General features: G+C 63.7%; 21 protein-coding genes and 1 pseudogene. 11 read left to right on the forward strand and 11 right to left on the reverse strand.

The features are described 5' to 3' along the window. Positions 1-8: 8 nt before the first annotated feature. Both GHT07_RS12530 and GHT07_RS12535 read right to left on the reverse strand, forming a co-directional pair. Positions 9-3,260 carry a UvrD-helicase domain-containing protein gene (locus GHT07_RS12530; RefSeq protein ID WP_153585435.1) on the reverse strand — a complete coding sequence of 1,084 codons (3,252 nt, stop codon included), beginning with the start codon at positions 3,258-3,260 and terminating at the stop codon, positions 9-11. Further along, positions 3,257-5,752 (reverse strand): PD-(D/E)XK nuclease family protein, encoded by a 2,496-nt coding sequence (locus GHT07_RS12535; RefSeq protein ID WP_228488330.1) that lies wholly within the window; start codon positions 5,750-5,752, stop codon positions 3,257-3,259. Before GHT07_RS12535 ends, GHT07_RS12530 begins: the two co-directional genes overlap by 4 nt. Positions 5,753-5,916: 164 nt before the next feature. On the opposite strand from GHT07_RS12535, the gene trxA reads away from it, so the two are divergent. Continuing rightward, positions 5,917-6,249 (forward strand): thioredoxin TrxA, encoded by a 333-nt coding sequence (trxA, locus tag GHT07_RS12540; protein ID WP_153585437.1) that lies wholly within the window; start codon positions 5,917-5,919, stop codon positions 6,247-6,249. A gap of 187 nt (positions 6,250-6,436) precedes the next feature. Further along, positions 6,437-7,702 carry a transcription termination factor Rho gene (gene rho, locus GHT07_RS12545; RefSeq protein ID WP_153585438.1) on the forward strand — a complete coding sequence of 422 codons (1,266 nt, stop codon included), beginning with the start codon at positions 6,437-6,439 and terminating at the stop codon, positions 7,700-7,702. A gap of 72 nt (positions 7,703-7,774) precedes the next feature. On the opposite strand, the gene GHT07_RS12550 is transcribed toward rho, so the two are convergent. After that, positions 7,775-9,631 (reverse strand): hypothetical protein, encoded by a 1,857-nt coding sequence (locus tag GHT07_RS12550; RefSeq protein ID WP_153585439.1) that lies wholly within the window; start codon positions 9,629-9,631, stop codon positions 7,775-7,777. 225 nt (positions 9,632-9,856) lie between these two features. Between GHT07_RS12550 and GHT07_RS12555 the strand changes: the two genes are divergently transcribed. The 5 genes from GHT07_RS12555 to GHT07_RS12575 all read left to right on the forward strand — a co-directional run bounded on the left by GHT07_RS12555 (position 9,857) and on the right by GHT07_RS12575 (position 14,876). Continuing rightward, the gene (locus tag GHT07_RS12555) at positions 9,857-10,621 is read left to right on the forward strand and encodes an ABC transporter substrate-binding protein (RefSeq protein WP_153585440.1); all 765 of its coding nucleotides are present in this window, start codon (positions 9,857-9,859) and stop codon (positions 10,619-10,621) included. Positions 10,622-10,630: 9 nt separating this feature from the next. Continuing rightward, positions 10,631-11,404: an amino acid ABC transporter permease gene (locus GHT07_RS12560; RefSeq protein ID WP_153585441.1), complete on the forward strand. Its 774-nt coding sequence runs from the start codon at positions 10,631-10,633 to the stop codon at positions 11,402-11,404. A gap of 70 nt (positions 11,405-11,474) precedes the next feature. Beyond that, complete coding sequence (locus GHT07_RS12565; RefSeq protein ID WP_153585442.1) at positions 11,475-11,765, forward strand: type B 50S ribosomal protein L31; 291 nt, start codon at positions 11,475-11,477, stop codon at positions 11,763-11,765. Positions 11,766-11,853: 88 nt separating this feature from the next. Further along, on the forward strand, positions 11,854-13,533 hold the full coding sequence (locus tag GHT07_RS12570; RefSeq protein ID WP_323740914.1) for a hypothetical protein: 1,680 nt from the start codon (positions 11,854-11,856) through the stop codon (positions 13,531-13,533). Continuing rightward, positions 13,530-14,876 (forward strand): MATE family efflux transporter, encoded by a 1,347-nt coding sequence (locus tag GHT07_RS12575; protein WP_323740915.1) that lies wholly within the window; start codon positions 13,530-13,532, stop codon positions 14,874-14,876. Before GHT07_RS12570 ends, GHT07_RS12575 begins: the two co-directional genes overlap by 4 nt. A 4-nt stretch (positions 14,877-14,880) precedes the next feature. Here the strand turns inward: GHT07_RS12575 and ppk2 are convergent, their stop codons facing one another. From ppk2 to pstS, 8 genes are read right to left on the reverse strand one after another with little or no spacing between them, the layout of a single operon-like run. Further along, complete coding sequence (gene ppk2 / locus GHT07_RS12580) at positions 14,881-15,786, reverse strand: polyphosphate kinase 2 (RefSeq protein WP_153585443.1); 906 nt, start codon at positions 15,784-15,786, stop codon at positions 14,881-14,883. Continuing rightward, the gene (gene phoR / locus GHT07_RS12585; RefSeq protein WP_153585444.1) at positions 15,783-17,168 is read right to left on the reverse strand and encodes a phosphate regulon sensor histidine kinase PhoR; all 1,386 of its coding nucleotides are present in this window, start codon (positions 17,166-17,168) and stop codon (positions 15,783-15,785) included. Before phoR ends, ppk2 begins: the two co-directional genes overlap by 4 nt. A gap of 60 nt (positions 17,169-17,228) precedes the next feature. Continuing rightward, positions 17,229-17,933, reverse strand: coding sequence for a phosphate regulon transcriptional regulator PhoB (gene phoB, locus GHT07_RS12590; protein WP_153585445.1), 705 nt, complete (start codon positions 17,931-17,933; stop codon positions 17,229-17,231). A 6-nt stretch (positions 17,934-17,939) separates the two neighbouring features. Further along, entirely contained in the window at positions 17,940-18,644 is a 705-nt protein-coding gene (gene phoU, locus GHT07_RS12595) for a phosphate signaling complex protein PhoU (protein ID WP_153585446.1), read from the reverse strand. A gap of 16 nt (positions 18,645-18,660) precedes the next feature. Continuing rightward, positions 18,661-19,434 carry a phosphate ABC transporter ATP-binding protein PstB gene (pstB, locus tag GHT07_RS12600; RefSeq protein ID WP_395685363.1) on the reverse strand — a complete coding sequence of 258 codons (774 nt, stop codon included), beginning with the start codon at positions 19,432-19,434 and terminating at the stop codon, positions 18,661-18,663. 16 nt (positions 19,435-19,450) lie between these two features. After that, on the reverse strand, positions 19,451-20,350 hold the full coding sequence (pstA, locus tag GHT07_RS12605) for a phosphate ABC transporter permease PstA (RefSeq protein ID WP_153585448.1): 900 nt from the start codon (positions 20,348-20,350) through the stop codon (positions 19,451-19,453). Further along, positions 20,347-21,333: a phosphate ABC transporter permease subunit PstC gene (pstC, locus tag GHT07_RS12610; RefSeq protein WP_153585569.1), complete on the reverse strand. Its 987-nt coding sequence runs from the start codon at positions 21,331-21,333 to the stop codon at positions 20,347-20,349. Before pstC ends, pstA begins: the two co-directional genes overlap by 4 nt. 52 nt (positions 21,334-21,385) lie before the next feature. Then, on the reverse strand, positions 21,386-22,420 hold the full coding sequence (gene pstS, locus GHT07_RS12615) for a phosphate ABC transporter substrate-binding protein PstS (protein WP_153585449.1): 1,035 nt from the start codon (positions 22,418-22,420) through the stop codon (positions 21,386-21,388). A gap of 187 nt (positions 22,421-22,607) precedes the next feature. Between pstS and GHT07_RS12620 the strand changes: the two genes are divergently transcribed. The 4 genes and pseudogenes from GHT07_RS12620 (at position 22,608) to GHT07_RS21505 (ending at position 25,156) form a co-directional block, all read left to right on the forward strand. After that, a complete protein-coding gene (locus GHT07_RS12620; protein ID WP_153585450.1) occupies positions 22,608-23,090 on the forward strand; it encodes a fasciclin domain-containing protein in 483 nt (160 codons plus the stop codon). Between the two features lie 4 nt (positions 23,091-23,094). Beyond that, positions 23,095-24,231: an ABC transporter substrate-binding protein gene (locus GHT07_RS12625; RefSeq protein ID WP_323740916.1), complete on the forward strand. Its 1,137-nt coding sequence runs from the start codon at positions 23,095-23,097 to the stop codon at positions 24,229-24,231. A gap of 124 nt (positions 24,232-24,355) precedes the next feature. Then, a pseudogene (locus GHT07_RS21500) lies at positions 24,356-24,484 on the forward strand (winged helix-turn-helix domain-containing protein); the annotation flags it as partial. 168 nt (positions 24,485-24,652) lie between these two features. Next, entirely contained in the window at positions 24,653-25,156 is a 504-nt protein-coding gene (locus GHT07_RS21505; RefSeq protein WP_323740928.1) for an arsenate reductase ArsC, read from the forward strand.

Genomic DNA, 25,156 nt, shown 5'->3' on the forward strand with positions numbered 1-25,156 from the left:
GAAATCCTTCAATCGACGCGAACGAGCCGGCCCTGCCCTGTGAGGAATGCGGCGCGCACGGGCGCGTCGGGATGCGCTGTTTGCACGGCTCGGCGGTAGCTGCGCATCTGTTCGATCAGCGTATTGTCGTCTTCAGGCCGCGAGTGCGACTTGAAGTCGAGCACCCACCACTCGCCGCTGTCCGCACGCCTGACGAGCCTGTCGAGGCGAATCGCCTTGCCTTCGAGCGTCATCGGCACTTCGTTGGCCTGCCAGTTGATGATGGTCTCATCCCACGCCCACGCGCCTTCACCCGACAGGATGACGCGTGCCTTGTCGGCCGCAACGCGCGCCTTGGGCTCCTCCAGGGCAAACTCGCGCGCCACGCGGCGGACCTGCGTATCGGAGAACTGGGGCGATCCGTTCGACAGTTCGAGCAAACGGTGCAAGACCTGGCCAAAGCGCGACGACTCCGAGTCGGGGTCTTCACGTTTGCGTGGCGGTGGCGCGGCGGCTGTCAGCGCGGGTAGCGCGTGCACAGCGACCTGTTGCGCTGCGCCTGCATTGGCGGCGCTTATGTCGGCGGACGGCGCCGCTGGCAGTGGATTGCAGTGCGGTTGCAGGCGTTGCCACCAGCTTGCCTCGGCCGCACGATGCGGCTCGACGGATGAGATCACGAGCCGGCTCTTTGCACGCGTCATCGCCACATAGAGCGCATTGAGCTCTTCGCGCTGCCGCGCCATGCGCTCTACCTCCAGCGCTTCTGCGCTGCAGGCCGGCGGCTTTGTCTCGCTTGCGAGGAAGGCGAAGCGCCATGGCGCAGGCGCGTCGCCGGGCCACTCGACGACGACGCCCATCGTTTCAGCCTTTGGCGGAGCGCCGTCTGTGTCGAGCATGAGAACGATGGATGCCTCCAGCCCCTTGGCACCGTGCACGGTCAACAGTCGCACGGCCTGCGCCTCTGCGAGAGGCGGTGCCTCGATGTTGCCGGCCTTCAGGGCGCGAACGAACGCATAGGGCGTTGCATAGCGGCCGCCGTCAATCTCCAGCGCCGCACCCGGCAGCGCCTGCAAGTGCGAGACGACTGCATCGCGCATCGACGCTGGTGACGCAGCCACGAACTTCGCGATGACGTCGCCGCGCCGGTAAATCTCTTCAAGCGCGTCGTGCGGCGGCAGAAGTTCGACCAGCGCTTTCCACTGCGCCAGTTGTTCGCCTGCGGCGCGCAAGCCGGGGTGCAACTCTTTCTCGCGCTGGAGCAATTCATACCAGCTGGCCGCCCGCCCCTCTTCACGCAACGCTCGGGTGGCTACCGCCAGCGCAACCAGCGCGTCGTCACTCACGCCGAAGACCGGCGACTTGAGCGCCCGCGCCAATGAGAGGTCGTGCGAGGTAGAGACCAGCGCATCGAACAGCGCCACGATGTCCTGCACTTCAGGCGGCTCGCGCAGGTCGGTCTTCTCGGGCTGCTGCGCGGGAATGCGCAGGGCACGCAATGCCTCTTCCATGGCCGCAAGCCGTGTGCGCCTGCGCGCCAGCACCATGATGTCGCGCGGCTTCACGCCACGCGCAATCTCCTGCGCGATCCAGTTGGCGGCTTGCCTGCACTCCAGCTCGATCAGTTTTTCTTCAGGCAGGTCGCGTGGCACGGTGAGGCTGTCGCGCCAGGCCGGCAGGCCGGTGTGCTCGTCGATGTGCGTTGCCGCGTCACCCTCCGCATCAACATCCAATGCATCGCGCAGGATCTGCGGCAGGAAGCACACTTCGCCCTGCTCCACGGACTCGGTCGTGTGCGGCCTGAAGCGCTCGTACTGGCCTTCGTCCTGCGCCTGCCCCATCACGGTGTTGACCAGCGACATCACCGCCTGCGAATTGCGCCGTGTGTGGTCGCAGCTGAGCTTGTCGCCGCCTATGTCCTGGATGAACTGCTGCGCCGCGAGGAACACCTGCGGCTCGGCTCGGCGGAAGCGATAGATGCTCTGCTTGGGGTCGCCCACGATGAATATGCCCGGTGCCTCGCCCGCGCCGCCATAGCTCGCCAGCCATGAATGCAGGGCCTGCCATTGCAGCGGGTTGGTATCCTGGAATTCGTCGATCAACAGGTGGCGGATGCGCGCATCGAGCTTCTCCTGCACCCAGCCCGACAACACGGAGCTCGCCAGCAGTTCCTGCGCTGCCTGCTCGACATCGTTCATGTCGATCCAGCCATGCTCGCGCTTGAGCATGGAGAACTGCGCGACCAGCACGCGCGTGAGCCGCGCCATGCGTTGCTGGTGCAGCCATGCGTCGTGCTGGTGGCTGGCCTCCTGCAGGCGCAGCACGAGGTCCTGCGCGGCGCGAATGTGTTCCAGGCCTTCGAGCTTGTCGCTGAGCTTGCGCGCGTCGCCCTTTTGCGTGAGTAACGACGCCATCACCGCGTCGAGATCGCCCTTGGCGATCGCCTGCTCCAGCTCGACACCCTTGGCCGAGTGCGTGGGTGCCTTGGCACGGCCAAGCGCGCGCGCTGCATCGGCAAGCAATTGCCGCGATGCTCCGGGTGTGGCGACCGCTTCACCGGGCACGGCCAAGCCCGAAAACTCAGGGAACTGCTCATCGAATGGCTTGACGGATTTTTCGACCGAGCCAAAGTCATCGGCAAAAGCAAACTCGACTCGCTTGGCCAGCGCCGACTGCAGTGCCTTGCGCGTGTTCGACCTGCCGTGCGCTGCGACAGACGCCTCGAAGTCCCGTCGCGCCTCAGGCTGCGCTACCAGCGCGGCGTGGAACCTTCGCCAGACAAGCTCAACAGCCTCTGCATCGTCTTCCAGCAGCTGGTAGTTCGCAGGCAGGTTCAAGTGCTCCATCACCGCGAGCGGCGCATTGCGCAGCAGCGAAGCAAACCACGCGTGAAACGTGAGGATGCGCACGGGCCGCCCGGCACCCAGCAGACGCGCATAGAGCCCGCGCAATGCGCTCACCTCTTCATCGCTGGGGTGGGCAATGCCGCGATATTGCAGTTCACGCTTCAAGACTTCGGGTGGCGCTTTCGCAAATGTGGAGAGCCACTCCTGCAGGCGCTGGCGCATCTCGCCGGCGGCCTTCTTGGTGAAGGTGATCGCGAGGATTTCCTGTGGCTGCGCGCCGGCGAGAAGCGCGCGAAGGATTCGTGACACCAGCATCCACGTCTTGCCAGCGCCCGCGCATGCCTCGACGACAACACTGCGGCGCGGGTCGCATGCGATTGCGTAGAACGTCGCCGCGTCCACCACGCGGTCGTTGTGCTCGTAGCCTGGCCCGCTCATGACCAGAAGTCCTTGCGGCACAGGCCGCGCGCGCCGCAAAAGTCGCACACCTTGCCTTCACCATGCGCTGGCAGCTTGGCGCCCGCTTCGATGCGCGCCACTTCATCGAGGATGCCGTGCACAAGCAGGTCACGCGCGCCCACGATGGCTTCCTGTTCGACAAGCTTGGTCTCGCGCTCGCCGACGTTCACGTACGCCGCGCGCAGCGTGTCGTCGGAAAGCAGCGCAGCGTAGAAGGCCAGCTGCGTATCTTCGGCCGGGTCTTTCACCCGCTCGCGGCTGGTGTTCAGCGCTTCAGTTTTGTAGTCGATCACCAGCTTTGTGCCGTCGGGCAGCTTGTCGATGCGGTCGATGCGGCCAGACAGCTTGAGCTTGCCGAGGTCCAGTGAATGCTCCTGTTCGCTCTCAAGCCACGTGGCGCGCTCGTCCGCCTCGTGCTTGGCCAGCCATTCAAGATAGGCGTCACGCGTCCTGGGCCAGGCGGCTGCGAAGGGCAGGAACTCGCCGTCGTCCAGGCGCATGGCCCGCGTGACTTGCTGCGCCGCGTCTTCCAGCATCTGCGTGCGCAATGGGCCGGGCGGCTGCGCCTGCGCGTGGAGGTTTTCATGGAAGGTACTCAGCACCTTGTGCAGCCAGTTGCCGAAGTGGCGCTTGTCGACATCGGTGTCGATCTCGTCCGCTTCCTGCAGGCCCATCTGGCGCATGGCGAAAAAGCGATACGGGCAGGCGCGCAAATCAGCGTACGCAGTTGGCGAGAGCTTGGTGATGTGAAGCCGCTCGCCGGAAGCGGTGGGCCTTGGTATGGGGTTTGTTTCGAGCGAACGCACGGTGCGCGGATCAGCAGCAAGGTCCAGCCCGTGCTCCAAGCGCAGTTGCTGCACAAGCGTGCCTGGCAAAAGTGGCTCGCCGCTTTCATCGCTGCGCCGCCACAGCAAATCGCAATGCGGTGTTTGCAGTGCCTGCTGCCACGCCGCGCGCGTCTGCGCTTCAAGTAACTCCCGTGAAGGCAGGCCGAGCACTTCGCGCTGCGCCGGCGTCCACATGCCGCTGGGCTCGGGCGAGGCAACAAGCCGCATCTCGTCGCAGCCCGGCATCACGAGCGCCGGAAACGGCCGGCCCAGCACCTGGCTGACGGGAAGGATCACCACCTGTTCTTGCACATCCACATCAGGTTTGAAGTTCGCGGCCTCCAGGCTTTCGTTGACCCACGTCGTGAAGTCCGCAAGGCTCCAACGGCGTTGCGCTTGTGGAAGTTGCGCCAGGTCTTGCTGCATGCCCTCATCGAGCGACAGGGCGGCAATCACGGCGGTGCCAGCCTTGTCGCCTACGAGCACGGCCCACTGCCCTGTCGATTGCAGCATCGCGCGCAGCGACGCCAGCCACTGCGGCAAGGAGCGAACGCCCTGCATGCTCTCGCGCCATTCATTGGTTCGGCGCGCCAGATCCGCCACAGCGCTTTCATCCTGCGCTTCGGCCAAGCGAAACGATCGCCACTCGCGCACAAAGTCTTCGCGGCGAACCTGGCGCTCCAGTGCCAGGGCCGTGAAAGCGTTGACCTGCGGGCAGTTCTTCAGCCAGTCGATCACTTCGTCGCTCGCCGCGTTCCACGCGCAAGCGCGAAGGGCCAGCATCACGTCGGCTGCGCGCCGCGTTGTGGAAAGCTTCCAGCCTGTTTCATCGCGCACAGCAACACCGTGCGCGGCGAGCATCGCGTGGATACGCCTGGTGACCTCGCGGTCGACAGCGGCCAGCGCGACCGGAACGCGACCTGCGTTCACATGGTCTATCACGCAGGCGGCGGCGCGGGCGGCTTCTTCGGACGGATCGCCCGCCTCGTGCAAGCGGATAGAGCCAGGCGTGCCTTGTGCGGCGAGCGGCAAGCCGACGGACTTCGCTGGAGCGAGCGTCAACAGCGCATGCGCCAACGGATCGGACTGCAGCCCTTCCAGCACGACCAGCAGTTCCACGTCAGCAAGCGCGTCGTCTTCCAGCAGTACGTCAGTGGGCCGTGAAGACGCAGCCGCCCATTCGAGTGCGATGCGCGCGACGGCGGACTCGAGTGCGAGCTGAGGCGCATCGAAGCCCGTCGCAATCGAGGCCCTCGCCTTCGCAGCCCATTCAGCGCGGGCGCTGCGAGGCACTGCGGCGGCCACAGGGGCCAGTTGCCACGCGGCCTCAACAAGCCGCCCTGAAAGCAGGTCCGCCTGCGCCTGCAAGCCCGCGCGCTCCAGCCAGGCCCGCGCCGTGAGCAGGTCGCGGCCCATGTCCATCGAGATGTCCATGGACGCTGCGTCGTCGCTCTCGCTCGCAAGCGACTTGATCCATGTCGTGGTGGTTTCAAAGCGCGGCGCGAATCCGCTTGCCGCTTGCACCGCCCACGCCTCGCGCAGGAACGCAAGCAATTGGACATAGGGCGCGAGCACCACCGTGCGTGCGGCATGCGCATCGCGTGCGTGCATCAACTCGCGGATGCGCTTCATAAGCGCGTGCATGGCAGATGTGGCGTGATGGTTTTGCGCTATCGCATCCATAGCGGTTTCAACACGTGCCGGCACAACGAGGGGACTTGGTTTCTGTCACAATTCCCCCACTGTACTTGGACCGGTGCACACATCTTTCAGCAGAGCACCGGCAATACAAGCCAAAGGAACCACAAATGGCCAGCGATCTGATCAAGCATGTCTCTGATGCAACCTTCGAGTCCGATGTCCTGAAGTCCGGCAAGCCGGTTCTGGTGGATTACTGGGCCGAGTGGTGCGGCCCCTGCAAGATGATTGCGCCCATCCTCGACGAAGTCGCCGGCACCTATGGCGACAAGCTGCAAATCGCGAAGATGAATGTGGACGAGAACCGCGACATCCCTGCCAAGTTCGGCATTCGCGGCATCCCCACATTGATGCTGTTCAAGAACGGCGAGCTGGCCGCCACCAAGGTTGGCGCCATGAGCAAAGCTCAGCTGACGGCCTTCATCGACCAGCAACTGGCCTGATGCGCCAATGCGACGCGGCTGCAACGGCCGCGTCGCTGCACTGACCGTTTTCCTGCATATAATCCGCTCCAGTTCACTGCATTTCGCCCACGAGGCGCGCAGTTCGAGTTCCCGGCATTGAGGCAATTCGCGCCCCCTGCCTTCCCTCCCCCAAGTCCCAGAAACAAACTCCGCAAGGGGTCATTCCATGCACTTAAACGAACTCAAGGCACTGCACGTGTCCGAAGTCCTGAAGCAGGCTGAAGAGCTCGAGATCGAGAACACAGGCCGCATGCGCAAGCAGGAACTGATGTTCGCGATCATCAAAAAGCGCGCCCGCGCCGGCGAACAGGTCTTTGCCGACGGCGTGCTGGAAATCCTGCCCGACGGTTTCGGCTTCCTGCGCAGCCCCGACACGAGTTACACCGCGAGCACGGACGACATCTACATCTCGCCCTCGCAAGTGCGCCGCTTCAACCTGCACACGGGCGACATGATCGAAGGCGAAGTGCGCACGCCCAAGGATGGCGAGCGTTACTTTGCATTGACCAAGCTCGACAAGGTCAATGACGGCCCGCCGGAGAACAACAAGCACAAGGTGATGTTTGAAAACCTGACGCCGCTGTTCCCCAAGGAGCAGATGAAGCTCGAGCGCGACGGCTTCAAGGGCGAAGAAAACATCACGGGCCGTGTTATCGACATCATTGCGCCCATCGGCAAAGGCCAGCGCGCCCTGCTCGTCGCCCCGCCCAAGAGCGGCAAGACGGTGATGATGCAGCACATGGCCCACGCCATCGCGGCCAATTACCCCGACAGCTACCTCATGGTCCTGCTCGTTGACGAGCGCCCTGAAGAAGTGACTGAAATGCAGCGGTCGGTGAAGGGCGAAGTCATTGCCTCCACCTTCGACGAACCCGCTGCGCGCCACGTGCACGTTGCCGAAATGGTGATCGAGCGCGCCAAGCGACTGGTCGAGCTGAAGAAAGACGTGGTGATCCTGCTGGACTCGATCACGCGCCTCGCCCGGGCCTATAACAACGTCGTGCCTTCATCGGGCAAGGTGCTGACTGGTGGTGTGGACTCCAACGCCCTTCAGCGCCCCAAGCGCTTCCTGGGCGCCGCGCGTAACGTCGAAGAAGGCGGCTCGCTCACCATCATCGGCACAGCGCTGATCGACACCGGCTCACGCATGGACGAAGTGATCTTTGAGGAGTTCAAAGGCACCGGCAACAGCGAAATCCACCTGGACCGGCGCCTGTATGAAAAGCGCGTGTTCCCGTCGATCCAGCTCAATCGCTCAGGCACCCGCCGCGAAGAGCTGCTGCTCGCCCCTGAGATCCTGCAAAAGACCCGCATCCTGCGCCAGTTCATGTACAACATGGACGAAATCGAGGCGATGGAAATGGTGCTCAAGTCCATGCGCGCCACGAAGACCAATGTCGAGTTCTTCGACATGATGCGTCGCGGCGGTTAGCACGCCTGCATCCAAGCCACCGCCAGTTGCTGATGCTGGCGTTTCGGGCGGTTGCGGTTGTACAAGGTCGGCCTACTGACTCTCAAGTGCCTTGTAGAGTGCGGAAAGCAGGCGAATGCGGGTGTGGCCCTTCCAATATAGGCTTGTCGCAGTAACAAGCGTTGACAATTCATAGAAGATGTCGAAATTGGCATCGCGCCGGCCCAGTGCGGGGTACGCCTCGATGACAGTGAGCATGGCGGCTGGATGATCCTGCTCCACCCCACTGAGGCGTGACGCGACCTCAACCAAGCCCCGATAGCGATCCACAGTACGGTCGCCCTCTGGCAGCGCGGCAAAAGCCCTGGCTTGCGCTCCCACCCCCGCCGAGCGGGCAGCCTCGTGCTTGAGGTCAGTCACGCTCAAATGATCGTAGCGCTCCACGGTGCGCTCCCCAATAGGCAGCGCGGCAAACGCTGTTGGCAGTGTCAGGAGGGCTCTTGCCAGAACCATGTCTTCTTTCAAAAGTGCCACGGTACCCGCCAAACGATCGTAGCGCTCCCCGGTGCGATCCGCGTCTTGTAGCGCGGCAAACGCTGTGACTGGTGCAGATAGCGCCTTCGCACGGAAGGTCTCGCACTGCAATCGAGCCACAGCACCGGCCAAATTTTCGTATCGCTCTTCGGTGCGAAACGCTTGCGGAAGCGCGGCAAACGCTGTGGCTTGTGCAACCAGTAAGGGCGCATGCTCGACCTGCAACGTCAATCGAGCCACAGCACCGGCCAAATTTTCGTATCGCTCTTCGGTGCGAAACGCTTGCGGCAGCGCGGCAAACGCTGTGGCCTGCGCATGCAGGCCCTCCGCTCGATAAGGGTGGTTTCGAACTTCAGCCACAGCACCGGCAAGACCTTCGAATCGCTCTTCGGTGCGCTCCGCTTCAGGCAACGCGGCAAACGCGCTGGCTTGGGCGTTCAGGGCATTTACACGACATTTCGCGTCCACAATTTGGACCACCGCTTGGGCAATATTTTCATATCGCTCTCCGGTGCGAACCGCTTGCGGCAGCGCGGCAAACGCTTTGACCTGCGCATGCACCGCTCGCACAGCGTCGATTCGAATTTCAGCCACAGCACCGGCAATATCTTCGAATCGCTCTTCGGTGCGCTCCGCTTCAGGCAACGCGGCAAACGCGCTGGCTTGCGCGTTCAGGGCAATTCCAAGAAGACGCTCGTCCACAATTTGGACCACCGCTTGGGCAATATTTTCATATCGCTCTCCGGTGCGAACCGCTTGCGGCAGCGCGGCAAACGCTTTGACCTGCGCATGCACCGCTCGCACAGCGTCGATTCGAATTTCAGCCAAAGCACCGGCAATATCTTCGAATCGCTCTTCGGTGCGCTCCGCTTCAGGCAGCGCGGCAAACGCGCTGGGTTGCGCGTTCAGGGCCCAAGCATCCGCAACTTCACCCGTACTTCGCGCCATTACTTCGGCCAAAGTGTCGTATCGGTCCCCGGTCCGATACGCTTGCGGTAGCTCATGAAATGCCGCAGGAAGCAATATGACGACAGCGGACCTACGAACGGCATCGTCGTATAGATGAAGCATCGACTGCGAAATCTGCCGTTTCAACGTCGCCATCATCTCCTCGGGCCGCACTTCAAGCCTAGTGACTGTCGCCAACGACTTGATTTCGCCAGGATTGAAGTAGTCGACAGCGATCTTCGCGAGGACATCTTCAGGTAGAGCACCTAAAAGGTCTGGACGCGCATTCAATCGCGGCCCGGCAGCCACCACCTGCGTTGCAATATGTATCGCTACCGGAGCGGCTTGATCAGCCGCTGCCGGTAACCGCGGCGCCGCGGGATCTTGAACTGTGCCCGACCGCGCGGCGGAGGTTGAGCCTTGGTTAGGCCAACCTGCCACCGCCAACTTTGATATCGTGACGCCCACAGCAGCACATCCTCGTTCATTGAAGTGTAGGGTGAGTAACACCAAGCGCTCTACAGTTCCAGCTTGACGACCGTTCAAGACCTTGAGGTGTTTCTGCTTCGGGGCGCCGATAGCGCAGCGTCCAACAAACAGCGTCCGGTGACGCGCGCAGGTCATCACCTCGGTTCAATCTCACCGACCAAACGCACGGCTAAACTCGCGGCCATATCCGTACAGGAGTTGGCCATGAGAACCTCATTCAAGCTATTGATTGCAACGCTCGCGCTAGCCGCGGGCGTTTCCATTTCTGCGCGGCCACTCGACGCCGTCACCAAGAGCGGCAAACTCGTCGCCGCCACTGAAGGCGCGTTCACGCCGTTCAACTACGTCGACAAGGGCAAGCTCACCGGCTTTGAAGTCGAGCTCACCGAACTCGTCGCCAAAAAAATGGGGCTCGCCCTTGAATGGAAGACAGTCGGCTTCGACGCCCTGCTGGCCGGCCTTGGCCAGGACCGCTGGGACATGGTGATCGCCTCCCACGGCATCACAGACGAGCGCGCGAAAGCGGTGACGTTCATGGCGCCGCACTATTGCTCAGGCGGCATGATCGTGTCCAAAGACGCAGCGATCCGTACGGCAAAGAATCTGGCCGGCAAAACAGTGGCCGTGCAGACCGGTACGACTTACCTTGAGAACATCACCAAGCTCGGCACGGCGAAGGAAGTGAAGAACTTCCCGTCAGACGCCGACGCGCGTTCAGCGCTGGCCGCCGGGCGCGTCGATGCCTGGGTGACGGACCGCTTCACCGTGCTGGAGACGTTGAAGAAGAACCCCGGCCTGAAGCTGCAGTCGGGCGACCTGCTCTTTACCGAACGCATTGCCGCCGCTGCCGCCAAGGGCAACACGGGCCTGGCTGATGCATGGAACAAGGCGCTGGCCGCGACCATGGCAGACGGCAGCTATGCGGCACTCTCGAAGAAGTACTTCGGCGAAGACGTGCGCTGCAAGTAACGCGGCGCAATGCTCATCGACGTCTGGCCCGCTTCGTGGTCGCGCCTGGCGCGCAGCAACGCCACGCTGGCAGCAGGCGCCCTGCTACTCATCGCCTTCCTGTGGGCGCTGGGCAGCCTGCTGGCTCTCGCGCCCGAGCCGATCGGCAGCAACGCGCAGCAATTTGCTGAAGGCGCCCGCACCACGCTGGGCCTGACGCTGGTCGCCGGCTCGATCGGCCTGGTGCTGGGCCTGGCTGCAGCATTGGGGCGCACGTCGCGCGCCTGGGCGCTGCGCCGCATCGCATCGTTCTACATCTGGCTGATTCGCGGCACGCCGTTGCTCGTGCAGATCCTGTTCGTGTACTTCGCGCTGCCCGTGCTCGTCCCCGGCCTGACCTTGCCCGACTTTGCTGCGGCAGTGGTCGCGCTGTCGCTGAACGTCGGCGCGTACAACGCAGAAGTGATCCGCGGCGCGCTGCTGGCCGTGCCCCAGGGCCAGCGCGATGCCGCTCGCGCGCTAGGCCTCAAGCCGCCACAGGTGCTGTTCGGTGTGGTGCTGCCTCAGGCGTTTCGTGTGGCCTTGCCGGCCTTGGCAGGCAACGTGGTCGCGCTGCTGAAAGACTCGTCGCTCGCCTTTGCAATTGGTGTGGTTGAGCTGACCAACGTCGGCAACCGCGTGCAGGCCGTCACGTTCCAGCCCGTTGCGACGCTGGCGACCACGGCCTGCATCTACCTCATCCTGACGACTCTTTTGACCCAGTTCTCAGCCGCGCTGGAGCATCGGATGGACCGGGCGCTATAATCGAGGGCTTTTGCGGAAAGTAGTCCAGATGTCCTGGCCCGGCTCCCGCACCGACCCGCAAGGAACAATCATGAAAGATGGCATTCACCCGAACTACCGCGAAGTCCTGTTTATGGACCTCTCCAACGGTTTCAAGTTCGTCACGCGCTCGTGCGTGAACACCAAGGAAATGGGCACGACGGACGACGGCCGCGAACTGCCGCTGTTCAAGCTGGATACCTCCAGCGAGTCGCACCCCTTCTACACGGGCACCCAGAAGTCGATCAACGACATGGGCGGCCGGGTCGACAAGTTCTTCCGCAAGTTCGGCAAGCCGGGCGCCAAGGCTGAAGACGCCAAGGCCGAAGAAGCGACGAAGTAATTCGCACTGCGTCCCCTCCAGAGGGCAGCCCGGGCAACCGAGCTGCCCTTTTGCTTTCAGGCACACTCCTTCCCGCATACGTGAACCTGTGAACCAGCCCACCCCCGCCATCGTTGCCCAGGACGCCGTACGCCGGCTGCCGCGCCTGGCGCTGCTGCTGTTTTGCCTGGCGTACGTCCTGCCCGGCTTCATCGGCCGCGAACCGTGGAAGAACGCCGACATCGCGGCTTTCGGCCACATGGTTGAAATCGCGCAGGGCCATGCGTCGTGGCTCGCGCCAACGCTGCTGGGCCAGCCACCCGAGTTTGATGCGCTGCTGCCTTACTGGCTCGGCGCGGCTGCCATCCAGCTCGCGCCCTCCTTCATCAGCCCCGACCTGGCGGTGCGCCTGGTCTTCCCGCTGCTGCTGGTGCTGACGCTGGTCTCCACCTGGTACGGCGTTTACTACCTCGCCCGCACGCTCCGTGCGCAACCCGTCCCGTTTGCCTTTGGCGGCGAGGCCAACCCGACCGACTACGCCCGCGCCATGGCCGACGGCGGCTTGCTCGCACTCATCGCTTGCCTCGGCCTGGGCCAGTTTTCCCACGAGACCACGCCGTCGCTCGCGCAAGTCGCCTTCGCGTCCCTGAGCTTTTTTGCCATGACGGCCATTCCCAGGCGGCCTGTTGTCGGCGGCGCTGCCCTCATAGCAGGTTTTGCCGGCATGGCGCTCAGCGGCGCCCCGGCAATGGCCCTGCTCTTCGGCCTGGGCGGCCTTGTGATCACCGTCATCGACCGGGATGAAGAGGAGGTTGTCACCGTCTGGAAGCAACTGCCGATCTTTGCGGCGGCGATGTTCCTCGTGGCACTGCTGGCGCTGGCGTTCGATCTCTGGCACTGGCGCATCTCCGACACCGGCCTGGCCCGCTGGCAGCCCTTTGGGCGCCTGCTGCTGTGGTTCACCTGGCCCGCCTGGCCGCTGGCCTTGTGGACGCTGTGGCGCTGGCGCCGCCAGCTGACGAACCGGCATGTGGCGCTGCCACTGTGGTTCACGCTTGTGGGCCTGGGCGCCACCTTGCTGACCCCCTCTTCCGACCGTTCGCTGCTGCTCGCCCTGCCCGCCATGGCGGCGCTCGCCGCCTTTGCACTGCCGACGCTCAGCCGCAGCGTCTCAGCATTGATCGACTGGTTCACGCTCCTGTTCTTCACCGGCTGTGCCGTCGTGATCTGGGTGGTATGGATAGCCATGCAGACCGGTTACCCGCCACGCCCAGCCGCCAACGTCGCGCGGCTGGCACCGGGCTTCGAGCCGAGCTTCTCGCTGATCGCCTTCGTGCTGGCGATTGCCGCCACGCTCGCGTGGGCCTGGCTCGTGAAGTGGCGCACGGGCCGGCACCGTACGGCCATCTGGAAGAGCCTGGTGCTGCCTGCCGGCGGCGCTGCGCTGTGCTGGCTGCTGGTGATGACGCTCTGGCTGCCCGCGCTCAATTACGCACGCGGCTACACACCGCTGGTGCGCGCCGTGCAGTCGCACATCGACCAGCCCGGCTGCGTGGAAATTTTCGGCCTGAGCCGCGCGCAAATCACCGCGTTCCACTATCACGGCGGCATGGATCTGCGCTGGGCCAACGGTGACGCCAAGTGCCCGTGGCTGCTCGTGAACGACGAGATGCGCCCCGCATTGCCCATCACGGTCGATATCCGGCAGTGGACGCAGGTCGCGAAGATCCGCCGGCCGTCTGACGCCAACGAAGACGTCTTCCTGTTCCGCCGGTCGGCCCGCCCGTGAGCGAAGGCCGGACCATCGCCCGGCACGCAGGTACGGTGCTGGTTGGCCAGCTTGCCGTGATGGCGTTCGGCGTGACCGACACCATCGTGGCGGGCCGCTACTCCGATCGGGCGCTCGCCGCGTTGTCGGTCGGCTCTGCGGTCTACATCACCTTCTTTGTAGCGATGATGAGCGTGCTGCAGGCGCTGCTGCCGGTGTGGGCCGAGTTGCATGGCGCCAGGCGCAACCATGAGCTCGGCCGCTCAGTGCGGCAGGCGCTGTATCTCGCGGCCATCGGCTCGGTGCTGGGTTGTACGGCCCTGGTCTTCCCCGGTCCGCTGATGCGCTGGACGCAGGTGCCAATTGCCGTGCAGCAGGATGTCGAGGAATACTTGATGGTCCTCGCGCTCGCCATGCCGCCCGCATTGCTCTTTCGCATGTACAGCACGCTGAACCAGAGCCTGGGCAAGCCGCAGCTCGTGACGTGGCTGCAGGCCCTGTCGCTCTTGCTCAAGGTCCCGCTCACGATCTGGTTCGTCTTCGGCGGGCTGGGCGTGCCCGCGATGGGCGCCGTGGGCTGTGCGTGGGCAACTGTCGTCGTCACCTATGGCTTCCTCATCTGCTCGATCTGGCTCGTTCGAACGCAGCCGCTCTACACACCGTATGCGATCTGGAAGCGCATCGAGCGGCCGCACTGGCCCACGATTGCAGAATTTGCGCGGCTCGGCGTGCCGAGCGGCCTTGCGGTGATGGTGGAGGTCACATCTTTCACGCTGATGGCGCTTTTCATTGCGCGGCAAGGCACCGTGGCGTCTGCCGCGCACCAGATCGCCGCCAACATGGCCGCCGTGATGTTCATGGTGCCGCTGTCACTGGGCATTGCTACCAGCGCGCGCGTGAGCTTCTGGCTTGGCGCGAACGACGCGAAGAAGGCACGCGGTGCCGTGCGCACGGGGCTGCAGATGGGCCTGGGCATGGCCCTCTCACTCGCTGCGGTGCTGCTGCTCGCTCGTGGTGAGATTGCCGCGATCTATTCGACCAACGCAGCCGTCGTGGCTTTGGCAACCACCTTGCTGGGCTGGCTCGCGCTGTATCACGTGGGCGACGCGACGCAGGGCGTTGTGGTGTTCCTGCTTCGAAGCTACAGGGTCACGATCGCGCCGCTCGTTGCCTATTGCGTGCTGCTGTGGGGCATGGGCCTGGCGGGTGGCTACGCACTCGCCTACACGGGCTTCGGGTCGCTGGATGCGCAACACTCACCGGCGGCGTTCTGGATGGCCGCCGCCATCGCGCTCTGGGTGCTGGGCACCATCTTGTCGTTCATGCTGTGGCGCGCCGTGCGTGCTGGCCGCCACGCGCGCTGACGGCTCAATACTTCTCGGGCACAAAAAACTCCGGCGGCACCGGCCTGCGCGTGTAGTCCTTGTTGCGAACGCGTGCAGGCAACTCCACTGGCGCGTGCGGAACCTCCGCGTACGGCATCAGCGAAAGCAGGTGGTCAATGCAGTTCAGGCGCGCTGCCTTCTTGTCGTCCGCCTGCACCACCCACCACCTCGCTTCGGGGATATGCGTGCGCTCGAGCATCACTTCCTTGGCACGTGTGTACGCCTCCCAGCGGCGGCGCGACTCCAGGTCCATCGGGCTGAGCTTCCACTGCTTGAGCGGATCGCGAATGCGGCTCAAAAACCGCAAGTGCTGCTCTTCGTCGGAGATCGAGAACCAGTACTTCACGAGCTGGATGCCCGAGCGCACAAGCATCTTTTCGAACTCGGGCACCGTGCGGAAGAACTCCTCGTACTGCTCGTCGCTGCAAAAACCCATCACGCGTTCAACGCCGGCGCGGTTGTACCAGCTGCGGTCGAACAGCACGATCTCGCCTGCCGCAGGCAGGTGCTGCACATAACGCTGAAAGTACCACTGCGTGCGTTCGCGATCGTTCGGTGCAGGCAAGGCTGCCACGCGGCAGACGCGCGGATTGAGCCGCTGCGTGATGCGCTTGATGACGCCGCCCTTGCCTGCCGCATCGCGCCCTTCAAACAGGATCACCACCTTGTGGCCGGTGGCGACCACCCAGTCCTGCAAGTTCACCAGCTCCCCTTGCAGGCGCAGCAGTTGCGCGAAGTAGCCGCGCCGCGCAAGCCGCTCATCGGCTGAGAGCTCGATCTCGGCGCCCGTGCTGTCGAACGGCCGGTCTTCCTGTTCCAGCTCCAGTTCCTCGTCGTAACTGTCGAGCGCTTCCAGCTGCAATCGGCGTTCCATCTCCTTCTTCTTCATTCGCTGGACTCCTTCTCTACGCGGCCTGCCTCCATGGGCCGCACCGCCGCCAATGCAGCGGTGCGTGATTCAACCGTTGCAGGCCGCAGCCGCACCGCCGGAAACACAATCGTGAAAGCCGAGCCAGTGCCCACAACGCTGTCGATGTGCAGTTCCGCGCCGTGCCGCTGCACCACGTGCTTGACGATGGCCAGACCCAGGCCTGTGCCTCCCGTCTCGCGCGAACGGCTGCGGTCCACACGGTAGAAGCGTTCCGTCAGGCGCGGCAAATGCTGGGGCGCGATGCCGGGGCCGGTATCACGCACGCAAAACTCGATGCGGTTGTCCGGTAGCACAGTCCATTCCACGTTGATTGCACCGCCGGCAGGTGTGTAGCGCACGGCATTGCTCACCAGGTTCGTCAGCGCGCTCAACAGCTCGCTGACAGAGCCCGCAATCTCGAACGGTGGCGCAGTGCCGAAGTGCAGCTGCTGCGCCTTGCCCAGCACATCAGAAAGCGCGCGCCCCTCCTGCTCGCACTGCGCGGCCAGCAGCGCCAGGGGCGTCCATTCGGCACCGCCCGGCAAGGGGCTGCCTTCAAGCCGGGACAGCGTGAGCAAGTCGCTCACCAGTGTCTGCATGCGATGCGCCTGCTGCGCCATCAAGGCGAGGTAGCGCGACTGCTCGTCGGCCGATAGCGGCAGGCTCTGCAGCGTTTCGACAAAGCCCGTGAGCACGGTGAGCGGCGTGCGGATCTCGTGTGAGACGTTTGCCACAAAGTCGCGGCGCATGACTTCCGCCTGCTCGACACCCGTAATGTCGCGTGTGAGCAGGAGCTTGCGCCCTTCGCCATACGGGTGCAGATGCACCGCCACCTTCATCGGCCGGCCCGGCGTGCTGTTGCGCGACTCGATGACGACATCCTGCTTGTAGTCTTTCATCGCGTAGTACGCCGCGAAGTCGGGGTCACGCACCAGGTTGCCGATCAACTGCATCAGGTCGCGCTGGGGATCGATGCTCAAGTGATGGGCCGCCGTCTGGTTGCACCACTCAATATGGCCCGTGGCGTCCAGCAGCACAACGCCATTGGGCGATGCCTGGATCGCGGCGAGGAAGTCTTGCAGCCGGCGTACCGACTCACCAAGCTGCTGGTCACGGGTGCGCAGCTGGCGCCGCGTGCGGTCCACAACCTCGCCCCACAAGCCGCTCATCTCCGGCGCGGCCGGTGCAGATGCTGCACGAAGCCAGCCCAGGACGCGGACACCGCGCCACAGGTCAATGGCAAACCAGAACATGCTGCCGAGCACGACGCCTGCAAGCGCGCCGTCCTTGCCCGCTATCCACGTGCCGACGCCCGCTCCTGTCGCCAGACAAATGAGGAAGCTAGTGATTCGCCAGAGCATGGAAGCGATTGTGCGTTGGACACCGCGGGCCGGCTGGCCTGGGCCGTGTCTTCAGGCTTGTCAGGCCGCTGCCTTGGCCTGCGCCGACAGCCGGTAGCCGGCGCCGCGCACGGTTTCGATCAGCCCGCCTGCTGCCGGCCCCAGCGATTCGCGCAGCCGCTTGACGTGGACATCCACCGTGCGCTCTTCGATGAACACGTGGTCGCCCCACACTTTGTCGAGCAGCTGCGAGCGGCTATGAACCCGCTCAGGATGCTTCATCAGGTAGTGCAGCAGCTTGAACTCGGTGGGCCCGACCTTGACGGGCTTGTCCTGCCAGTTCACGCGGTGCGTTGCTGCGTCGAGCACCAGGCCGCTGATCGACACCACATCGCTCGCCTGCTCCGGCGCACGGCGGCGAAGTACAGCGCGAATGCGCGCCAGCAGCTCCTGCGTGGAGAAAGGCTTGGTGATGTAGTCGTCAGCGCCTGCGTCGAGGCCGGCGATCTTGTCGGGCTCGTCACCGCGTGCGGTGAGCATGAGAATCGGCACGAGCTTCGTGCGCGAGTCGGCGCGCCACTTGCGCGACAAGGCCAGGCCCGTCTGGCCAGGCAGCATCCAGTCGAGCAGGATCGCATCGGGTAGCGTGGCATCGATCTCGCGCTGGGCAGCTTCCCCGTCTTCGGCCCACACGGGCTGGAAGCCGTTGTGGCGCAGGTTGACAGCAATCAGCTCGGCGATTGATGGCTCGTCTTCGACAATCAGGATGCGGGGCTGGTTCTTCATCGATGCTTACCTCACGGCAGACTCGATGTTTTCCATCGACGTGTGGCGAACGTCAGCGCCCTTGACCACGTAGATGATGAACTCGGCAATGTTCTTGGCGTGGTCCCCAACGCGTTCAATCGCCTTGGCCAGGAACAGCAAGTCGAGGCTCGCCGAAATCGTGCGCGGGTCTTCCATCATGTAAGTGATGAGCTTGCGAACGAAGCCGTCGAACTCCTTGTCGATCAGGTCGTCTTCCTTCAGGATCGCCACGGCAGTTGTGGTGTCCAGGCGCGCAAACGCGTCGAGCGCCTTGCGCAGCAGGGCCGACGCGAGGTCGGCAGCGACACGCAGCTCTGAAGCAGGCAAAGCACGCATGCTGCCGCTCTTTTCGATGATCGACTGCACCATGCGCGCGATCTTTTCTGCCTCGTCGCCCACGCGTTCGAGATTGGCCGTGGTTTTCGAGATGGCCATCAGCAGGCGCAAGTCGCCCGCTGTGGGCTGGCGGCGCGCGATGATCGACGCGATCTCGCGGTCGATCTCGATCTCCATGCCGTTGACCTGGCTCTCGACATCGATCACGCGCGCGGCCGCGTCACTGTCGAAATGCGACATCGCATAAATCGCGTTGCGGATCTGCGATTCAACAAGGCCGCCCAACTCCATCACGCGGGATGAAACGCCATTGAGTTCGGCATCGAACTGTGTGGACAAGTGCTTTTCAGGCATCACGTATTCCTCGCCTTCAGCCGAAACGGCCAGTGATGTAGTCTTCCGTTTCGCGCCGCTTGGGCTTGAAGAAGATCTGCTCGGTCTCGCCGACCTCAACGAGGTCGCCCAGGTACATGTAAGCCGTGTAGTCGCTGCAGCGCGCGGCCTGCTGCATGTTGTGCGTGACGATCACGACGGTGTAGTCAGCCTTCAGCTCGGCGATCAGCTCTTCGATCTTGGCGGTGGAGATCGGGTCGAGCGCGGAGCACGGCTCGTCGAGCAACAAAATCTCCGGCTTGATCGCAATGCCGCGCGCAATACACAAGCGCTGCTGCTGCCCGCCCGACAGGCCTGCACCGCTTTGCTGCAGCTTGTCTTTGACTTCGCCCCACAGCGCCGCTTTGCGCAGTGCCCACTCCACACGCTCGTCCATATCGACCGAGCCCAGGTCTTCAAACAGGCGCACACCAAAGGCGATGTTGTCGTAGATCGACATCGGGAAAGGCGTCGGCTTCTGGAAGACCATGCCAATCTTGGCGCGGATCAGCGCGACGTCCTTCTTCGAGGTGAGCAGGTTCTCGCCGTCGAGAATGATCTGCCCTTCAGCGCGCTGCTCCGGGTAGAGCTCGAACATGCGGTTGAAGGTGCGCAGCAGCGTGGACTTGCCGCAGCCCGATGGGCCGATGAAAGCCGTGACCTTGTTTTCGGGAATCTCGAGGTTGATACCCTTGAGCGCGTGGAATTTTCCGTAGAAGAAGTTCAGGTCCTTCACGGAGATCTTCGAGGCACTTGCTTGTGGCAATGTCATCGTGTTCATGTGGTTCTCAAAGCTTGTTGCGGGTCAGCACGCGGGCCAGGATGTTCAGGGCCAGCACGGTCGCGGTGATGATGAAGACGCCAGCCCAGGCCAGCTTTTGCCAGTTTTCGTAAGGGCTCATGGCGAACTTGAAGATGGTCACCGGCAAGCTCGCCATCGGCTGGCCGAGATCGTTGGTAAAGAACTGGTTGTTCAGCGCCGTGAAAAGCAGCGGCGCGGTCTCGCCAGCGATACGCGCCACAGCCAGCAGCACGCCCGTCACCACACCAGCACGCGCAGCGCGCAGCGTGATGCTCATGATCACCTTCCACTTCGGCGCGCCCAGCGCGTAAGCCGCTTCGCGCTGCCCCGAGGGCACCAGCATCAGCATGCTTTCTGTCGTGCGGATCACCACGGGAATCACGATCAATGCGAGCGCCATCACGCCTGCCCAGCCCGAGAACGACTTGTAGCGAGACACGATCACCGCGTACACAAACAGGCCGATCACGATGGAGGGTGCCGACAGCAAGATGTCGTTGACGAAGCGCGTGAGCGAGCCGAGCCAGCCCTTCACGTCGTATTCGGCCAGGTAGATGCCCGCCATGACGCCGATCGGCGCGCCGACGAAAGTCGCCAGCGTCACCATCAGCAAAGAGCCCCACAGCGCATTGGCAAGGCCACCGGCCTCATTGGGCGGCGGCGTCATCTGGCTGAAGGTTGCCCATGTGAGGCCGCCGATGCCAAGCACCACGGTCTCCCAGAGGATCCACACGAGCCAGAACAGGCCAAATGCCATGGCACCCATCGAGAGTGTCAGTGCCACCTTATTGACTCGCTTGCGCGAAGCAAACTTGCGCTCACGCATGGCGTTAGCGTCGGCCGTGCGGATCAGACGTGCGCCGGTCCCCGTATCGGTAGCGCTCATGATGCGGCTCCCTCATTGCGGCGCAGTCGCGCGAGCAACAGCTTGGACAGCGTCAGCACCACAAACGTGATGAAGAACAGCACGAGTCCGAGGTAGATCAGCGAGGCTTGGTGCAGGCCCTCGCTGGCTTCCGCAAATTCATTCGCGAGTGCCGAGGTGATGCTGTTGGCCGCCTGGAACAGCGACAGAGAATCGAGCTGGTTGAAGTTGCCGATGACGAACGTGACGGCCATCGTCTCGCCAATCGCGCGGCCCAGGCCCAGCATGATCCCGCCGACAACGCCTGCCTTGGTGTACGGCAGCACGACTTTCGACACCACTTCCCACGTCGTTGAGCCCAGCGCGTAGGCCGACTCTTTCAGCATGGGCGGTGTCACGTCGAATACGTCTCGCATCACCGCGGCGATGAACGGGATGATCATGATCGCGAGGATGATGCCGGCGGACAGGATGCCGATACCCACTGGCGGGCCGGATACGAATGCGCCGAGCACCGGCACACCGGCAAAGAGCGTCTGCAATGGCGTCTGGACGTACTTCGCCAGGATCGGGCCGAACACGAGCAAGCCCCACATGCCATAGACGATCGACGGAACTGCCGCGAGCAATTCAATGGCCGTGCCCAGCGGTCGCTTGAGCCATGCGGGCGAGAGTTCAGTGAGAAACAGCGCAATGCCGAAACTGACAGGCACCGCGATGATGAGCGCTATCGCCGAAGTGGCGAGCGTGCCGTAGATCATCACCAGGCCGCCGAACTCCAGCGTGACGGGGTCCCATACGCTGTTGGTGAGAAAGCCCAGGCCGAACTTGTTGATCGCCGGCCATGCGCCAACCACGAGCGACAAGAGGATGCCGGCCAGCAGGCTCAGCGTCAGGAGGGCCGCGCCCTTGGCGGCCCAGCCGAAGAGCCGGTCGGCGATCGGGCCCATGCGCATCGACGCGGGCGGACGGGGATTCATTTCTCGCTCGCCCTTCGCACGCATGGAGTCAGGAAGTTGCGCGGCCTCATGGCCTGACAGTGTAGAGGACACGTTCTTACTTGTAAGCGATTGCCTTGCCGGACGCGTCCTTGATGTCGCCCCACGCCTTGGCGATCTGCGCCTTGACTGCATCAGGCATCGGAACGTAGTCGAGGTCGTCAGCCGTCTTGTCGCCGTTCTTGTAAGCCCAGTCGAAGAACTTCAGGGTTGCTGCTGCTTCTGCCGGCTTGTCCTGCACCTTGTACATGATGATGTACGTCGGGTTCGTGATCGGCCATGCATCCTTGCCCGGCTGGTCGGTAGTGATCTGGTAGAACGTCTTGGCCCAGTCAGCGCCGGCTGCTGCCGACTTGAACGCCGTATCGCTCGGCGGCACGAAGTTGCCATCGCGGTTCTTGAGCAGCGTGTACGTCATCTTGTTTTGCTTGACGTAAGCGTATTCAACGTAGCCGATCGAGTTGGGCAGGCGGCCCACGAAAGCGGCGACGCCTTCATTGCCCTTGCCGCCAGCGCCCGTGGGCCAGTTCACTGCGGTGCCATCACCGACCTTGGCCTTCCACTCAGGGTTCACCTTCGAGAGGTAGTTCGTGAAGATGAACGTGGTGCCCGAGCCATCGGCGCGGCGCACCACCGAGATAGCAGCATCAGGCAGCGGCACGCCAGGGTTCAGTGCGGCAATCGCGGGGTCGTTCCACTTGGCGATCTTGCCCAGGTAGATGTCGCCGAGCACCTGGCCCGTGAGCTTCATCTGGCCGGGCGCGATGCCCTTGATGTTGACCACGGGAACGACGCCCCCGATGACGGTCGGGAACTGCATCTGGCCCTTCTTGGCCAGGTCTTCGTCCTTGATGGGCATGTCGGAAGCGCCGAACGCAACGGTCTTTGCATCGATCTGGCGGATGCCGGCGCCGGAGCCGACGGACTGGTAGTTGATCTTGACGCCGGTGGCCTTGTTGTAGTCGGAGGCCCACTTGGCATACAGCGGGGCCGGGAACGTGGCGCCCGCGCCGGTGATGTCTTGCGCGGCAGCCAGGGCGGTGAACGACAGCGCGACGGCGCTGCACAGGACGAATCGGGAGACAGAAATCATGCTGAACACCTCGTTGGTTGTTGCTAAGGGTTGCGCCGACTCTAAGAAGCTTTTGTGACATTGCCATGACATGGCCGCCCAAGGGCGCTGTCATCTCCATGTCACATGACCGTCACGGATGTGTCACGTGCAGTTCCTAAGCTTTGCGGGAGTCAAACCCATAGCCAGAAGGACCAGAAGGAAAACCATGTCGTTCAACCGAATCCTCGCACTCGTGCCCACCATCGCCCTCGTGGCGGCCTGCGCCAGCCAGCCGGCGGCTACGCCCGTGAGCGTCGCCGACACCATCGCACGCGACCCCGAACTCAGCACACTCAACAGCCTGGTCGTCAAGGCAGGCCTGGCCGACACGCTCAAGGCCCAGGGCCCCTACACGGTCTTCGCACCGACCAACGAGGCCTTCAAGGCCGTGCCCGCCAAAACCATGGATGACCTGGCCAAAGACCCCGCCAAGCTCAAGGCCGTGCTGACATACCACGTCGTGCCTTCGCAGCTCACGTCGTCGCAGGTCAAGACACAGAACGTCAAGAGCGCGCAGGGTGCCAACCTGGCGCTGTCGAAAGCGGGCGACTTCGTCACCGTGGAAGACGCGATGGTCACCCATGCTGACGTGATGGCGACCAACGGCGTCGTGCACTCGGTCGACCGGGTCCTGATGCCCCCGCGCTGATCCAGTGGCATTCACATCCCTCACCCGCCGGGGCGCGATCCTGGCGGGTTGTGCATTGGCGGCCGCACCTCGCGCGTTTGCGCAGCCGGCCAAGCCCGCAGCTGGCGCGCGTGCTGTCACGGTCGCGCAGCTCTTCGATACGTCGGCCACACAACAGGATGTCTCGAAAGACTTCCTGATCGGCTCGCGCGCTGCCTGGCAGGACATCAACCTCAGGGGCGGCCTGCATGGCCGCGCCGTGCAGCACACATCCATCGAGGTCGATGGCAGCGCGGCCAGTGTCCGCGCGGCGATTGCGCAGCTGCGGGACAACCCATCGGTCGTCGTGTTGTCCGGCACGGCCGGTGACATCACTGCGGGTCACGTCGTGGCGACGCTGAAGCAGGAGCGGCTGGGCATCGCGCACGTCGCGCCATGGCTGCAGAACTCCAGCCTCGACATCGACGAGCGCACCTTCCCCATCTTCGCTGCGCGCCAGGAGCAGATCGTGCACGCCCTCAAGTCACTGACAGTGATGAGCGTGCAGGAGATCGGTGCGGTCTATGCAAGCGATGTCGAATTCAACGCCTACCAGCAGGAGTTCGAGCGCAGCGCGGCCGACTTAAAGATCAAGCTACAGACTTTCCGCGCCGGCGGCGACCTCATTCGTCTCGGGCAAAAACTGACGCAAACCACACCGGCGATCCTGCTGTTCGTCGGCGGCACGCCCGAGCTCGCGCAGTTCACGCAGGGGCTCGAGAAGCAGTCGCGCCAGCGCTATGTGGTCGCGCTCGCGGACGTGAACCTGCAGACGCTCATGCAGATGGGCGCCGCGCGCAACACACCCATCATTGCGACGCAGGCGGTGCCGGTGGTGACAGCCAGCGTTCCTGTCGTGCGCATGTACCGCGAGGCGCTCGCCAAGCTATTCGACGAACCACCCACTCCGCTGAGCCTGGCCGGCTTCATCGCCGCGCGCTACACGTTTGAAGTGCTGCGCGACGCCGACGCAAACCTGACGCGGCAAAGCGCCCTCGCCGCCTTCCAGCGGCGCGCCAACCTGGACGTGGGCGGCTTTCGCGTGAGCTTTGACCAGCGCCGTCGCGGCGGCACTTTCGTGACGCAGAGCATGCTCACGCAAGACGGCCGGGTGATCGGCTGAACCTGCAAGTATGCCCCTTCACGGGAGTCGCAGCCTTCGATATTTCCACTATCATAGAAATATGAATGAGTCAGCGATGAATGAACCCGAAGCCGTCCAGAGCCTGGCGGCGCTTGCCCAAAACATGCGCCTGCGCGTGTTCCGGTCCCTGGTGGTTGCCGGACCCGAAGGCCAGACCCCCGGCCTGCTCAGCGAGCAACTTCAGGTGCCAGCTGCGACGCTGTCGTTTCACCTGAAAGAGCTGGCTCATGCCCGGCTCATTTCGCAGGAACGCGATGGCCGCAACCTGATTTACCGCGCGAATTTCGACCGAATGAATGCGCTGCTCGGCTACCTCACCGAGCACTGCTGCCAGGGCGAATCCTGCAGCGCTTCGCCATTGAACCGCGAGAGCCTTCCTTCAACCCCTACGGAGAATCGAGTGAGCAACTCACCGCTGAACGTGCTGTTCCTCTGCACCCACAACTCTGCCCGCAGCATCCTGGCCGAGGCCATCCTCAATTCAATTGGCAAAGGCCAGTTCAAAGCCTTTTCCGCAGGCAGCAGCCCGCGCGAGAACCAGAAGCCCAACCCCTTGGCGCTCACGGTGCTGCAGCAAGCCGGCATCAGCACCGAGGGCCTTCACAGCAAGAGCTGGGACGACTTTGCGCAACCCGGCGCACCGGCGATGGACCTGATCATCACCGTCTGCGACAACGCGGCAGGCGAGGTGTGCCCCGTCTGGCCGGGCCATCCGGCAACCGCACATTGGGGCTACCCCGATCCGTCCGAGGTGCAAGGAACTGACGCCGAGCGCCTTGAGGCGTTCAGGGTCACGCTGCACGCCATCAAGCGCCGGCTCGACCTGCTGGTGAGCCTGCCGCACGAACGGCTCGAAAGCATGGCGCTGGAGACCACGGCGCGCACCCTCGCCCGGCAAGCCTGA

This window comes from Caenimonas koreensis DSM 17982, assembly GCF_009646335.1.
Classification (GTDB): domain Bacteria; phylum Pseudomonadota; class Gammaproteobacteria; order Burkholderiales; family Burkholderiaceae_C; genus Ramlibacter; species Ramlibacter koreensis.

Coding starts and splice junctions, on each gene's coding strand:
- GHT07_RS12530 (WP_153585435.1), bottom strand. CDS start 3,260: ATGAGCGGGCCAGGCTACGAGCACAACGACCGCGTGGTGGACGCGGCG.
- GHT07_RS12535 (WP_228488330.1), bottom strand. CDS start 5,752: ATGCACGCGCTTATGAAGCGCATCCGCGAGTTGATGCACGCACGCGAT.
- trxA (WP_153585437.1), top strand. CDS start 5,917: ATGGCCAGCGATCTGATCAAGCATGTCTCTGATGCAACCTTCGAGTCC.
- rho (WP_153585438.1), top strand. CDS start 6,437: ATGCACTTAAACGAACTCAAGGCACTGCACGTGTCCGAAGTCCTGAAG.
- GHT07_RS12555 (WP_153585440.1), top strand. CDS start 9,857: ATGAGAACCTCATTCAAGCTATTGATTGCAACGCTCGCGCTAGCCGCG.
- GHT07_RS12560 (WP_153585441.1), top strand. CDS start 10,631: ATGCTCATCGACGTCTGGCCCGCTTCGTGGTCGCGCCTGGCGCGCAGC.
- GHT07_RS12565 (WP_153585442.1), top strand. CDS start 11,475: ATGAAAGATGGCATTCACCCGAACTACCGCGAAGTCCTGTTTATGGAC.
- ppk2 (WP_153585443.1), bottom strand. CDS start 15,786: ATGAAGAAGAAGGAGATGGAACGCCGATTGCAGCTGGAAGCGCTCGAC.
- phoR (WP_153585444.1), bottom strand. CDS start 17,168: ATGCTCTGGCGAATCACTAGCTTCCTCATTTGTCTGGCGACAGGAGCG.
- phoB (WP_153585445.1), bottom strand. CDS start 17,933: ATGAAGAACCAGCCCCGCATCCTGATTGTCGAAGACGAGCCATCAATC.
- phoU (WP_153585446.1), bottom strand. CDS start 18,644: ATGCCTGAAAAGCACTTGTCCACACAGTTCGATGCCGAACTCAATGGC.
- pstB (WP_395685363.1), bottom strand. CDS start 19,434: ATGACATTGCCACAAGCAAGTGCCTCGAAGATCTCCGTGAAGGACCTG.
- pstA (WP_153585448.1), bottom strand. CDS start 20,350: ATGAGCGCTACCGATACGGGGACCGGCGCACGTCTGATCCGCACGGCC.
- pstC (WP_153585569.1), bottom strand. CDS start 21,333: ATGCGTGCGAAGGGCGAGCGAGAAATGAATCCCCGTCCGCCCGCGTCG.
- pstS (WP_153585449.1), bottom strand. CDS start 22,420: ATGATTTCTGTCTCCCGATTCGTCCTGTGCAGCGCCGTCGCGCTGTCG.
- GHT07_RS12620 (WP_153585450.1), top strand. CDS start 22,608: ATGTCGTTCAACCGAATCCTCGCACTCGTGCCCACCATCGCCCTCGTG.